At 66.1% G+C, this 12,691-nt stretch carries 10 protein-coding genes; 2 read left to right on the top strand and 8 right to left on the bottom strand.

Annotation, left to right across the window (positions count from 1 at the left end; all coding sequences use genetic code 11):
- Positions 1-13: 13 nt before the first annotated feature.
- Both Q9246_RS25755 and Q9246_RS25750 read right to left on the bottom strand, forming a co-directional pair.
- Positions 14-2,101, bottom strand: coding sequence for a TonB-dependent receptor (locus Q9246_RS25755; protein WP_306394230.1), 2,088 nt, complete (start codon positions 2,099-2,101; stop codon positions 14-16).
- Between the two features lie 252 nt (positions 2,102-2,353).
- Entirely contained in the window at positions 2,354-4,489 is a 2,136-nt protein-coding gene (locus Q9246_RS25750) for a TonB-dependent receptor domain-containing protein (protein ID WP_306394229.1), read from the bottom strand.
- A 149-nt stretch (positions 4,490-4,638) separates the two neighbouring features.
- Between Q9246_RS25750 and Q9246_RS25745 the strand changes: the two genes are divergently transcribed.
- On the top strand, positions 4,639-5,019 hold the full coding sequence (locus tag Q9246_RS25745) for a Fur family transcriptional regulator (protein ID WP_306394227.1): 381 nt from the start codon (positions 4,639-4,641) through the stop codon (positions 5,017-5,019).
- Positions 5,020-5,155: 136 nt separating this feature from the next.
- Complete coding sequence (locus Q9246_RS25740; RefSeq protein ID WP_306394226.1) at positions 5,156-6,208, top strand: HAF repeat-containing protein; 1,053 nt, start codon at positions 5,156-5,158, stop codon at positions 6,206-6,208.
- A gap of 53 nt (positions 6,209-6,261) precedes the next feature.
- On the opposite strand, the gene Q9246_RS25735 is transcribed toward Q9246_RS25740, so the two are convergent.
- From Q9246_RS25735 to Q9246_RS25710, 6 genes are all read right to left on the bottom strand, one after another.
- On the bottom strand, positions 6,262-7,587 hold the full coding sequence (locus tag Q9246_RS25735; protein WP_306394225.1) for an amidohydrolase: 1,326 nt from the start codon (positions 7,585-7,587) through the stop codon (positions 6,262-6,264).
- A 31-nt stretch (positions 7,588-7,618) separates the two neighbouring features.
- Positions 7,619-9,451, bottom strand: coding sequence for a M61 family metallopeptidase (locus tag Q9246_RS25730; protein WP_306394224.1), 1,833 nt, complete (start codon positions 9,449-9,451; stop codon positions 7,619-7,621).
- Positions 9,452-9,543: 92 nt separating this feature from the next.
- Entirely contained in the window at positions 9,544-10,128 is a 585-nt protein-coding gene (locus Q9246_RS25725; RefSeq protein WP_306394222.1) for a nucleotidyltransferase family protein, read from the bottom strand.
- Positions 10,129-10,151: 23 nt separating this feature from the next.
- A complete protein-coding gene (locus Q9246_RS25720) occupies positions 10,152-10,613 on the bottom strand; it encodes a (2Fe-2S)-binding protein (protein WP_306394220.1) in 462 nt (153 codons plus the stop codon).
- Between the two features lie 19 nt (positions 10,614-10,632).
- Positions 10,633-11,364 carry a DsbC family protein gene (locus tag Q9246_RS25715; protein ID WP_306394219.1) on the bottom strand — a complete coding sequence of 244 codons (732 nt, stop codon included), beginning with the start codon at positions 11,362-11,364 and terminating at the stop codon, positions 10,633-10,635.
- 11 nt (positions 11,365-11,375) lie between these two features.
- Positions 11,376-12,614 (bottom strand): FAD-dependent monooxygenase, encoded by a 1,239-nt coding sequence (locus Q9246_RS25710; RefSeq protein WP_306394217.1) that lies wholly within the window; start codon positions 12,612-12,614, stop codon positions 11,376-11,378.
- Positions 12,615-12,691 lie beyond the last annotated feature (77 nt).

Here is a 12,691-nt window from a genome sequence, read left to right as displayed (position 1 = left end):
GGATGGGATTCGGTCAGAACAGCACGCGCAGGCCAGCCGTCAGATTGCGGCCGGTCAGCGGTGCATAATCCTTGATGAACGAAGTATGGCTATAGGCCAGGCGGTCGGTCACATTGTTCAAGCGCAGGTATAGCTGCGCCGGCAAGTTGCCGATGCGGGTCGAATAGTGCGTGCTGAGATTCAGCTTCGTGTAGCCGGGCGTCTCGGTCTCGAAATCGGCGACCTTGTCCTGCTTGCCCACGCGGACCAGCTCGGCCAGGCCATTCCAGGCGCCCCAGTCGGCTTCGAGCTTGACGCCAAGTCGGTGCGCCGGCGTGCGCGGAATATCGCGGCTGCCCGGGCCTTCATCGAAATGCGCACGCACATAATCGCCGTAAACGGTCGCCTTCCACACCGACGACAGGTTATGCGCGACCTCGCCTTCGAGCCCGGTAAAAGTGGCGTCGCGCTGGGCGTAGTTGATCAGCTGCAGGCCCTCGAACTCGCCGCGCGTCTGCGAATAGATGTAGTCGCCGATGCGGTTATGGAAGGCGCTGAGCGAAAAAGTGGTGCGGCCGGCGAACTTGCGCAGGGTCAGGTCGAGGTTGTTCGAGGTTTCCTTGACCAGGTTCGGGTTGCCGATCTCATAGGTATTGGTGGCCAGGTGCGGGCCGTCGGCATACAGTTCCTCGGCGGTCGGCAGGCGGTGTGTGTGCGACAGCGAGGTGCCCAGCGAGTATTCGGGCGCGAACTTCCATACCGCGCCGAGCGACAGCGAGGTGCCGCGCGTTTCGCTGTCCGGCTTGTCCACTTCGGCTTCGACGTCCTGCCATTCATGGCGCACGGCGGCCTCGAAGCGCACATTGCCCAGCTTGTATTCCTCGGTCAGGAAGGCCGCGTGCTTCTTCGTCAGCGTCGGCGGCACATAGGCCTCGGCGCCGATGGCCGAGAAATCGCGGCGCGTGGTCTGCAGGCCGAACACGCCGTGCCAGCCGGCGACCGGAGCATGCACGAATTCCAGGCGGCCGTCGTGGCCCTTGTTCTTGAAGGTGGTGGCGACCGCGCTGCCCTCGACCTCGTCGTGGATGTAGTCGGTGAACGAGGCGCGCAGGCGCACCCGTTCGACGCCGGCCACCGGATTGCGGTACTCGCCGCGCACGTCCCAACGTTCGCTGTCCAGGTCTACCACCGGCGCCTCGATCTCGCCCGCCTCGTTCTCGAAGCCGTGACCCGGCAGGCCGTACTTGCCGCGCTCCTTGGTGAAGGCGGCGCCCAGGTAGCCATCCTTGCCGACNGCCTCGATCTCGCCCGCCTCGTTCTCGAAGCCGTGACCCGGCAGGCCGTACTTGCCGCGCTCCTTGGTGAAGGCGGCGCCCAGGTAGCCATCCTTGCCGACCCACGACAGGCCGACGGTGCCGGTCTCGGTTTCCTTGTAGCTGCCCGGGACGCGGCGGCCGCCGTCCCAGTCCTTGCCGACGCGGTAGTCGTCGGCATCGCGCTTGACGCCTTCCAGGTGCAGGGCCAGGTTGCTGCCGGCGGCCACGGTGAATTCGGCCGCGCCGGTCTTTTCGCGCGCCGCGGAATTGGCGCGCACTTCCGCGCTGCCTTCCAGGCCGTTCTCCGGCATCGCGGTCGGCACCTTGCGGTCGATGATGTTCACCACGCCGCCCACCGCGCCGCCGCCATAGGCCAGGGCCGACGGGCCGCGCAGCACTTCGATGCGTTCGGCCAGCACCGGTTCGAAAGCGACGGCGTGGTCGGGGCTGATGGTGGACGCGTCCTGGATCTCGGAACCGTCGGACAGGATTTTCACGCGCGGGCCATCCATGCCGCGGATGATCGGGCGGCTGGCGCCGGCGCCGAAATGGCTCGAGGTGATTCCCGGCAAGCTCGACAGGGTCTCGCCCAGGGTCGACTGGCGGGTGCGCACTAGCTCATTGCCGCCGATCGAGGTCACCGGCGTGACCATGTCGTCGCTCGACACGCCAAGGCCGCTGGCGGAAACGACGACGGTCGCCGGCACGCCGCCCGACTGCGCGTGGGCGGTGGCGGCCAGTGGGCCGCCAAGGACCAGTGCGCAAGCCAGTGCGAGCGGCGTGCGTTTGCCGGTGAAGTCAGTCATGGGGGAATCCTTGATTAGTCAAATCTAATGATAACCGATTATCGTTAAGGCTTCAACGCAGTGCAGCAATTGTGTGCTGCGGTAGGAGGCTTGCGCACCACGAACGTCGCTCCATCAGCTGCACTAAACACGTCGTCCCCGCGAAGGCGGGGACCCAAGTTTCCCAGCGCAGTGGCTACGTAAAACGTAGTGGCAGCGCGAAGGACTTGGGTCCCCGCCTTCGCGGGGACGACGTTTTAATGCCAACAATGATCAGAAGATGACGCGAATCCCCGCCGTCAGGTTGCGGCCGGTCAGCGGCGCCGCGTTCTTGATGAACGAGGTGTGGCTGTACGCAAGTTCGTCAGTCAGGTTGTTCAGGCGCGCATAGAACTGGGTCGGCACGCCACCGATGCGGGTCGAATAATGGGCGCCGATATTGAGCATGTTATAGCCCGCGGTCTCGGTCTCGTACTCGGCCAGCTTGTCCTGCTTGCCGACGCGGTAGAACTCGACCATGCCATGCCACTGGTTCCAGTCGCCGTCGACCTTGACGCCGATGCGCGAGGCCGGGATGCGCGGCAGGTTGCGGCTGCCCTCGCCCTCGTCGAAGCGGGCGCGCACATAGTCGCCGAACACGGTCGCGCTGAGCGATGGGCTCAGCTTCTGGCGGATTTCGCCTTCCAGGCCGGTGAAGGTGGCGTCGCGCTGGGCATACTCCACCAGCTGGAAGCCCTCATGGTTGTCCAGCGTGTGCGCGTAGATGTAGTTGTCGACGCGGTTGTGGAAGGCGCTGACCGAGAACGTGGTGTCGCCTTCGAATTTGCGCAGCGTGAGGTCGACGTTGTTCGAGGTTTCCTTTTCCAGGTCCTGGTTGCCGACTTCATAGGTGGCAGTGGCCAGGTGGACGCCGTCGGCATACAGTTCCTCGGCGGTCGGCAGGCGGTGGCTGCGCGACAGCGAAGCGCGCAGCGAGTATTGCGGCGCCAGCTTCCACACGGCGCCGACCGAGGCCGAGGTGCCGCGCGCATCGGTGTCACGCAGGCCGGGCGCGTCGACCTCGATGTCCTGCCATTCGTGGCGCAGGCCGGCCTCGAAGCGCCAGTTATCGAGCTTGTATTCCTCGGTCAGGAAGGCGGCGTGCTTCTTGGTGAGGGTCGGCGGCACATAGGCTTCTTCGCCGATGGCCGAGAAGTCGCGGCGCGTCGTCTGCAGGCCGAACACGCCGCGCCAGCCGGCGAGCGGCGCGTGCACCGCTTCCAGGCGCGCATCGTGGCCCTTGTTGCGGAACGAGGTCGAGACGACGTTTTCTTCCAGCTCGTCGTGGACGTATTCGGTAAACGAGGCGCGCATGCGCACCCGCTCGATGCCGGCCACCGGGTTGCGGTATTCGCCGCGGATGTCCCAGCGTTCGCTGTCGAGCTTCACGACCGGCACGCCGTGTTCGTGGTCGTGATCATGGTCGTGCTCTTCGTCGCCGTGCTCATGGTCGTGCTCTTCGTCGCCGTGCTCATGTCCATGATCGTCTTCCTCTTCGTGGCCATGGCCGCCGCAATGCAGGTGGTCGCCATGCGGATGGCAGCTCTCGAATTCGTGGCCGTGGCCCGGGATGCCGTATTCGGTGCGCTCCTTGGTGAAGGCGGCGCCGATGTAGCCGTTCTTGCCGATCCACGACAGGCCGACGGTGCCGGTCTCGGTTTCCTTGTAGCTGCCGTTCACATGGCGGCCTTCGCTCCAGTCCTTGCCGACCCGGTAGTCGTCGGCATCGCGTTTGACGCCTTCCAGGTGCAGGGCCAGGTTGCTGCCGGCGGCGGTGGTGAATTCGAAGGCGCCGGTCTTTTCGCGGGCCGCCGAATTGGCGCGTACCTCGGCGCTGCCTTCCAGGCCGTTCTCGGGCATCGCGGTCGGGATCTTGCGGTCGAGGATATTCACCACGCCGCCCACCGCGCCGCCGCCATAGGCCAGCGCCGACGGGCCGCGCAGCACTTCGATGCGCTCGGCCAGGACCGGTTCGAACGCGACGGCGTGGTCGGGGCTGATGGTCGAGGCATCCTGGATCTCGGCGCCATCGGACAGGATCTTCACGCGCGGGCCGTCCATGCCGCGGATCACCGGACGGCTGGCGCCGGCGCCGAAGTGGCTCGAGGTGATGCCGGGCTGGTGGGCCAGGGTCTCGCCCAGCGTCGATTCGCGGGCCCGCACCAGCTCACTGCCGCCGAGCGACGTCACCGGGGTGATCATGTCGTCGTCGACCACGCCCAGGGCACTGGCGGAGACGACCACCGTCGGCACGCTGTCCGGGTCCGACGCGGTGCGGCTCGTCGTCTGGGCATGGACGGCCAGGGGCGCGCCGAAGGCCAGCATCAGCGCCAGGGTCAGCGGCGTACGCTTGCAGGAAAAGTCGGACATGGTGGTTCCTCGAATTGGATTAAATGGCAAGATGCATACATTGCGATAACGATAAGCCGTTATCATTAACATCGAAATGATAAGCCATTATCATTAAGCATTCAACCGCTTTTTTGATCCGGTTTTGCGCTTTGAGGTATCCTTCATCCATGCAACGTAATACACGCCAAAAATCCGCCATCCTGCATGCGATCGAGCATGCGCAGCGTCCGCTGTCGCCACAAGAGATCCTGGACGAAGCCAGCCGCCAGGTCAGCCAGTTGGGCATGGCGACCGTCTATCGCAACCTCAAGTCGCTGGTGGACGACGGCGCGCTCAAGGTCGTCACCCTGCCGGGCGAAGGCGCGCGCTACGAATCGACCAGCGCGGCCGAACACCATCACCACCATTTCCAGTGCACTGCCTGCCAGCGCGTGTTCGACGTGCACGCCTGCCCCGGCGACATCGAGCACATGGCCCCGAAGGGCTTCAGCGTCGAACGCCATGAGCTGACCCTGTACGGCCGCTGTGCGGACTGCCTCACCAGCTGATCCACGATTGGCGTTCTGCCCGGCCCTGGGGCTCGAGTCGTGGCGCAAGAACGCGTAATGAATCGATTGATACGGCTCAAAGCCATCCACTGGCTGCTGTCTAGGATAAATGCGTCCCCCTTCACCGGAGAACGCCATGTCCGCTGCCCGTTTCCTTGCCGTTCTACTCGCCGTCATGCTGGCGGTCTCCCAGCAGGCTGAAGCCGGCGGAAAATACGTCTACGAGGTGTTCATCCTCGGCTGGGGAAGCGCCGGCGAGGCAATCAACCACCGCGGCCAGATCGCCGGACGCGGGGGTGGACATGCTTTCCTCTACGCGAACGGCATGGTCACCGACCTGGGCACCCTGCCCGGCAATACCGAAAGCGCTGCATTGGGGATCAACCGGCAAGGCCAGGTGGTGGGAAGCGCTTTTGGCCTGAACCAGCCCACCCGAGCATTCCTCTACAGTGGTGGACTCATGCGCGATATCGGCTCGCTCGCCGGCGGCGACACCACGGCAATGGACATCAACGATGCCGGGCATGTCGTCGGCATTTCCGTGCTGCAGGTCACTTTCCCATTTGCCTTTCTGTACAAGGACGGATTGATGCGTAATCTGGGTAGTCTTCCCGGTTCGGACCGCAGTGGCGCAACCGCCATCAACAATCGGGGCGAGATCGCCGGCACGTCGGGAGTCGGCCCGTCTCAAGGTCCGAATGGCAACCAGGCGCATGCGGTCGTGTGGAAGAACGGCCATATCCATGACTTGGGCACGCTTGGCGGATTGAACAGCATCGGCCAGGACATCAATGACCTCGGCCAAGTCGTCGGCTATTCGACATTTGCCGGTGGCGACTTCCCCAACGAGAACTATGGCGGCTTTATCTGGGCGAACGGCAAAATGCGCGACATCGGCGCACCGCCGGGCGGCAATCAGGCCCTGCCACTGGCGATCAACAACCTTGGGCAGGTGGTCGGCGGTTATAACCGTTCCGGCGAGGGACGAACCTTCCTGTACAGCCGCCAGGGCGGGATGCGCGACCTGTCCTCCCTCGTCAATCCCTCACGGGGCTGGACGATTGTTTACGCCAGCGATATCAACGATCGGAGCCAGATCACGGGGGTAGGGTGCGATTACTCGGGATCATGCGTTGCTGTAAGGTTGGACCCGTGGTATTTGCACCGTAAGAAATTCTCAAGCGAGTAGGCGACGCCGACAGTGACCGGGAGACCCGCTGTCGGCCGCGCCGTCCTTCCGCTCTATTTGCCGAGCACGTTCATCACGGCCAGCGTCATGGCCTGGGCGCCGGTCTTGATCGACGGTTCCGGCACCGGCGCATAGAACGGCGAGTGGTTGAAGGCGATCGGCTTGCCGCCCTCGCGTTCCGCTTCGGCCACCACCTTCGGATCGTAGACGCCGGTAAAGAAGAACATCGACGGCACGCCCTCGAGTGCATACAGCGAGAAGTCCTCGCTGGCGGTCATGGCCGGCATGCGCACCGCCTTGTCGGCGCCGAAGGCTTCCTTGAACACCACCTCGGTCTTGTTTACCAGTTCGGTGTCGTTGACGATGGCCTGGCCGCCGCCGCCGATCAGCATGTCGGGCTTCGGCGCCCCGGCCATTGCGGCCGACCCTTCGGCCACGCGGCGCACGCCCTCGAGCAGCTTGGCGCGCACCGTGGGGCTGTACGAGCGGATGGTGCCGCGCACCTGCACGCTGTCCGGGATGATGTTGCCGACCGTGCCGCCCTGGATGGCGCCGACCGTCACGACGCCGAACTCCTTCGGATCCTTCTCGCGGCTGACCACGGTCTGGACATCGACCACGAAGCGCGCCGCGATCGCCACCGGGTCGATGGTTTTATCCGGCGCCGAGCCATGGCCGCCGCGGCCCTTGAAGGTGATCTCGAGCCAGTCCGAGTTGGACGAGACCGGGCCGTCGTTGAAGCCCACGGTGCCATGGGCCAGCGGCCAGGAATGCAGGGCGAAGGCGACGTCCGGTTTCGGGAAGCGCTTGAACAGGCCGTCGTCCAGCATGGCCTTGGCGCCCGAGACGATTTCCTCGGCCGGCTGGCCGATGAAGACCAACGTGCCCTTCCACTGCGACTTGAGCTCGACCAGGGTGCGCGCGGTGCCCAGCCAGCTGGCCATGTGGACGTCGTGGCCGCAGCTGTGCATCACGAAGGTGTCGCGGCCCTCGCTGGTGGCGCGCGCGCGGCTCGCATACGGCAGGCCGGTGCGTTCTTCCATCGGCAGGCCGTCCATGTCGGTGCGCACCAGGACCGTCGGGCCGGCGCCGTTCTTGAGCACCGCGACGATGCCGGTCTTGCCGACCTTCTCGGTGACGGTGAAGCCGAGTTTCCTCATTTCGGCAGCCAGCTTGCCCGCGGTGCGCACTTCCTGGAAAGCGATCTCGGGATGGGCGTGCAGGTCTTTATAGATCGCGTCGAGCCACGGGTACATGGCGTCGACCTTGGCGACGACCTCGTTCTTGAGCGGGGCGGCCTGCTGGGCCAGGGCGACGGGCGCGGACAGTGACAGCGAGGCGGCCAGGGCGGCCGCCGCGGCGATACGGGTAAGGGTCATGGGATGCTTGTCGTTATAAGGGTTCTTGGAATCAGACTGCGCTGGGCCGCTTGATCGCCGCCGACTTGCGTCCCGCCACCGCCTGCGACAGGGCGATGCACGGCACGCGGTCGCCCTGCAGGGTGACGTCGAAGGCCATCAGCTCGTCGCGCCGGAACGCGTGCACCGTGACCCGGTCGCCGACGCGGTAGCGCGCCAGCAGGGCATCGACGTTGGACGGATTGCCGTTCACGCGCAGGCCGTCGATCGCGATCACCACGTCGAGCGCCGACAGGCCGGCCTGGTGGGCGGCGCCGCCCTCATGCACCTGGGTCAGCCTGGCGCCAAGCGGATCGCGGCCGATGCCGGCGTCCAGCGATACCTTGCCGCCCTTGCGCTCATCGAGCAGCTTCACGCCCAGCGGCGCATACAGCTTGGCCAGCGGCAGGTCGTCAGTGCCGCGCACGTAGCGCTCGAACAGGCTCTTGAGCTTGAGGCCGCTGATCTCGTCGAACAGCGCCTCGACTTCCTGCTCGGTCACGCCGCGGCCGGCGCCCTGGTAGAAGTCGCGTCCATAGCGTTCCCACAGGGCCAGCATGACGTCGTCCAGCGACCGGGCGCCATTGGTCCTCGCGCGGATGGTCAGGTCGAAGGCCAGCGCGATCAGCGAACCCTTGGTGTAGTAGCTGACGATGGCATTCGGCGAGTTCTCGTCCTGGCGGTAGTATTTGCTCCAGGCGTCGAAGCTCGAATCGGCCACGCTCTGCTTGAGGCGCCCGCTGCCGCGCAGCACGCCGCCGATGGTCTTGGCCTGCAGCTTGAAATACGTGGCTTCGCCGATGATTCCGGCGCGCACCAGCATCAGGTCGTCGTAGTAGCTGGTGAAGCCTTCGAACAGCCACAGGAGCGGCGTGTAGTTCTCGGCCTGCAGGTCGTAGGGGGCGAACACGGCCGGCTTGATGCGCTTGACGTTCCAGGTGTGGAAATACTCGTGGCTGCACAGGCCCAGGAAGCGCAGATAGCCTTCGCCCGGCTCGGCCGTCTTGGGGTTGGCAAGGCTCGGCAGGTCGGCGCGGGCGCAGATCAGGGCGGTCGAGGCGCGGTGTTCGAGGCCGCCATAGCCATCGCCCACGGCCATGGTCATGAACACATAGCGTTCGAGCGGCGCCCGCCTGGTCTTCGGCTCGAAGAAGGCGATTTGCGTTTCGCAGATCGCCTTGAGATCGGCCTGCAGGCGCGCCATGTCGAGGTTGGGCACGCGGCCGGTGATCACGATGTCGTGCGGGATGCCGTGGGCCTTGAAGGTGGCCAGCTCGAAGTCGCCCATCTCGACCGGATGGTCGATCAATTCATCGTAGTTGGCGCAGGCATAGGCGCCGAAGCCGTAGCGCTTCGCGCCTGCCTCGGGCATCGCGGTGGCCACGCGCCAGCTCCGGGCGGCAGGGTCGGCCGGGCGCTGGATGTCGACCTGGTGGACGAGCGCTTCCTGGCCCGCCACGCGCAGGAACACGCTGGTGCCGTTGAAGAAGCCGTGGGTCTGGTCGAGGTGGGCGGCTCGCACCGACAGGTCCCAGGCATAGACCTCGTAGTGCAGGGTCAGCGGGCCGGCGCCGGGCGCGGCGCGCCACGAATGCTTATCGAGCTTGGTGAGCGCGACGGCCTTTTGTTCTCCACCTTCGCCGCTCTCGGCCCGGATGCGCACGATATTGCGCGCGAACTCGCGGATCATGTAGCTGCCCGGGATCCAGGCCGGCAGCGCGAATACCTGGCCGTCGGGGTCGGGATTGGCGACCGTGACAGTGACGTTGAACAGGTGACCGGCCAGGTCCTTGGGAACGATGGTGTAGTGGATGGCGTTCTGCTTTTTCTGCGATGGCTTTTTCATGATCTTCTTGTATGGTCTCTCGGGACGCGCCGAATGGGCATAGTGTAATCCATCGGACGAAGCAAAAACGTCCGCCATGCGTGATGGGTGGACTAGCCAGCCAGGTCGGCAGGCGAATCGATGTCGTGCAGGACGCCGGCGTCCGCCACGACGATCGCGACGACCGGGCTGGCGGCGAGCAGGCGCCGCGCGCCCTGGTCGCCGTCCAGCGCCAGCAGGGCGTCACGATGCGCAGGACCGAAGGCGACCGGGTTGCCGCGCCGGCCCTCGTACAGCGGCGCGGCGATGGCGGCGCCCTCCTTGACGGCGCTGTCCAGTGCGCGCAGGGTGGATGGGTCGACGAAGGGCATGTCGCCCAGCGCCACCAGCCAGCCCTGGCCGGGCGGCTGGCCGGGCAGCGAATGGCGGATCGCATGCGCCAGCGACAGGCCCATGCCGCCGTCGGCATCCGGGCAGACGGTGACCTCGCAGCCGAGCCGGCGCAGCGCCTCCGCCACGCCGCCATCGTGCGGCGGCACCACCGCCACCACGCGCGCGAACACGGCCAGCAGCTTGCCCGCGCTGGCCTCGACCACCAGCTCGCCGCGGGGCAGGCGTTGCAGCAGCTTGTTGCGCGCGCCGGCGGGGTCGAAGCGGCGGCCCCGCCCCGCGGCCAGCAGGATGCCGGTCAGTGCCATGCGCTCATCGTGTTTTCATGCCGTCATGTGTCCAGGGTCGCGGCGGCATCCTTGATGGCCGCGCGGATCCGCTGGTAGGTGCCGCAGCGGCACAGGTTGCCGCTCATCGCGTCGTCGATCTCGGCGTCGCGCGGACGCGGGGTGGCGCGCAGCAGCGCGACGGCGCTCATCACCTGGCCGCTCTGGCAGTAGCCGCATTGCGGCACGCCGTGCCGCACCCAGGCATCCTGGACCGCCTTGCCGACGCGGTCGCCCGCCATCGCCTCGATGGTGGCGATGGCCTTGCCCACGACCACCGAGAGCGGCATGACGCAGGAGCGGATCGGGACGCCGTCCAGGTGCACGGTGCAGGCGCCGCACAGGGCCGCGCCGCAGCCGAACTTGGTGCCGGTGAGATTGAGGTGGTCACGCAATGCCCACAGCAAGGGGGTGGCGGGATCGGCGTCGACTTGCAGGTCGCGTCCGTTGATGTTCAGTGTGAGCATGCACCTCCCCCGGTCGACGTTACCGTGCCTTGCCTTCCAGCGAGTCGAACTTGGCTTCGAGCGACTTCAGGTCGATCGCGCCCGGGATGCGGGTGCCGTCGGCGAAGAAGATGGCCGGCGTGCCGGTGATGCGCAGCTTCTGGCCGAGCGCCAGCACCTTGTCGTTCGGCGATTCGCAGGCAGCCGGCGCCGCTGGCGGCACCTTGCCGCTGATCATCCAGTCATCCCAGGCCTTGTTGCGGTTGGACGCGCACCAGATATTCTTCGACTTCGTGAACGAATCCTCGGACAGGATGTTGTACATGAAGGTATAGATGGTGACGTTGTCGATGTCCTTGAGCGTGGTCTGGCGCAGGCGCTTGCAGTAGCCGCAGTTCGGGTCCTCGAACACCGCGATCACGCGCTTGCCGTTGCCCTTGACCTGCTTGAGCGCCATCTCGAGCGGCAGGTCGCTGAACTTGATCTTGTTGATGTCGTCCAGTCGCTCGCGCGTGAGATTGCGCGAACTCTTGACGTCGTACACCTGGCCGATCACCAGGAACTCGCCCTTCTTGTCTGTATACAGGATGTCGCCCGCGACCCGCACTTCATACAGGCCGCCGTAGGGCGTCTCCTTGACCGACTCGATCTTGGCGCCGCCCAGGTGCGGTTCGAGCGCCTTCCTGATGCCTGCCTCGACCGTGTTCTGCGCGTCGACACACGACGCGAGCAGTGCTGTCGCCAGCAGGACGGCGAGCTTCATTTTGACCATGCTTGATTTCCTCAGATTGATGACTTGCCCATCGCATGCGCCATCAGGCGCCGCTTCACTGCGGGCATTTTATCAAGCAAGTTGAGTCCGATATTGCGCACCACGCGCAGCGGCTCCAGATTGGCGCCGAACAGGCGCTCCAGGCCATCGGTCGCCAGTTGCATCATGAGCACGTCTTCCTTGCGCTTGCGGGCATAGCGCGCCAGCACCCGCTCGTCGCCGATGGCGCGCCGCTCCTCGCGCTCGCGTACGACGGCCAGCAGGTCAACCACGTCGCCGAAACCGAGGTTCATGCCATGGCCGGCCAGCGGATGCACGGCGTGGGCGGCGTCGCCCACCAGCGCCACGCGCGGCGCCACGATCGCATGCGGCTTGACCAGCGCCAGCGGCACCGCCGCCACCGTTTCGGGCTGCAACGGACGCAGGGCGCCCAGCTTGTCGTCGGCATACTCGCCGAGCCGGATCGCGAGTTCGCCCAGCGATTCGTCCATCAGCGTGTCGGCCAGCGTCTCGGGCGCCGACCACACCAGCGAGACGCGGTTGCCCGGCAGCGGCAGCAGGGCGACGATGCCGTCGGCGCAGGTGAACCACTGGTGGGCCACGCCATGGTGCGGCTTGTCGCAGGCGAAGTTGGTGACGATGGCGCGCTGGTGGTACATGCGGTAGTCGACCCCGATATCGCATTGCCCGCGCACCCAGGATTCGCGGCCGTCGGCCCCGACCAGCAGCGCGCACTCGATGCGGCGGCCGTCTTCCAGGCGTACCACAGCGCCCTCCTCGATGCAGCCGAGCTCGCAGGCGCGGCCTTCGATTCGCTGCACATTGTGGGCGAACTTGAGCGCGGCATCGAGCGCCCCGTTCAGGTTATGGTCTTCGACGATCCAGGCCAGGGTGCCGACCCGGGCCCCGAAGGCGTCGAAACCGAGGTTGCCGCCATTCTGGCCGTCGCCGTGCACGTCCATCGCATCGACCGCGGCGACCCGCGCCAGGTCGAGGGCGCCCCACACCTTGAGCGAGGCCAGCAGGTCGTGGGCCGTGTGGTTGAGCGCGTAAACACGCACGTCCCACGGACGCTCCGCGGCCGACGCCGACGCCGTCGCCGGCGCGTCCGTCCCGGCGCGCGCGGGCGGCGCCAGCAGGGTCACGCTGTGCCCGGCCTGGGCAAAGCCGAGGGCGGTGGTCTTGGCGATGGCGCCGTTGCCGACGATACAGACATCGGTCCGGGTGGTGGAGGTCGTGGGCGTGGTCATGGGGAACATTATAGCGATATGCCAACGCCGCACCCAAACAATGCTTCAACAAGTACTTGCGCAACCGAAAATCGCTG

Origin of the sequence: Telluria beijingensis (genome assembly GCF_030770395.1) — a bacterium.
In the GTDB taxonomy this organism is placed as follows: domain Bacteria; phylum Pseudomonadota; class Gammaproteobacteria; order Burkholderiales; family Burkholderiaceae_D; genus Telluria; species Telluria beijingensis.
This window is presented reverse-complemented; position numbering and strand designations above follow the sequence as displayed.

Excerpts from the sequence above, each read along its gene's own strand:
- Q9246_RS25725 (WP_306394222.1), bottom strand. The coding sequence starts at position 10,128 with ATGGCACTGACCGGCATCCTGCTGGCCGCGGGGCGGGGCCGCCGCTTC.
- Q9246_RS25745 (WP_306394227.1), top strand. The coding sequence starts at position 4,639 with ATGCAACGTAATACACGCCAAAAATCCGCCATCCTGCATGCGATCGAG.
- Q9246_RS25720 (WP_306394220.1), bottom strand. The coding sequence starts at position 10,613 with ATGCTCACACTGAACATCAACGGACGCGACCTGCAAGTCGACGCCGAT.
- Q9246_RS25740 (WP_306394226.1), top strand. The coding sequence starts at position 5,156 with ATGTCCGCTGCCCGTTTCCTTGCCGTTCTACTCGCCGTCATGCTGGCG.
- Q9246_RS25750 (WP_306394229.1), bottom strand. The coding sequence starts at position 4,489 with ATGTCCGACTTTTCCTGCAAGCGTACGCCGCTGACCCTGGCGCTGATG.
- Q9246_RS25710 (WP_306394217.1), bottom strand. The coding sequence starts at position 12,614 with ATGACCACGCCCACGACCTCCACCACCCGGACCGATGTCTGTATCGTC.
- Q9246_RS25715 (WP_306394219.1), bottom strand. The coding sequence starts at position 11,364 with ATGGTCAAAATGAAGCTCGCCGTCCTGCTGGCGACAGCACTGCTCGCG.
- Q9246_RS25730 (WP_306394224.1), bottom strand. The coding sequence starts at position 9,451 with ATGAAAAAGCCATCGCAGAAAAAGCAGAACGCCATCCACTACACCATC.
- Q9246_RS25735 (WP_306394225.1), bottom strand. The coding sequence starts at position 7,587 with ATGACCCTTACCCGTATCGCCGCGGCGGCCGCCCTGGCCGCCTCGCTG.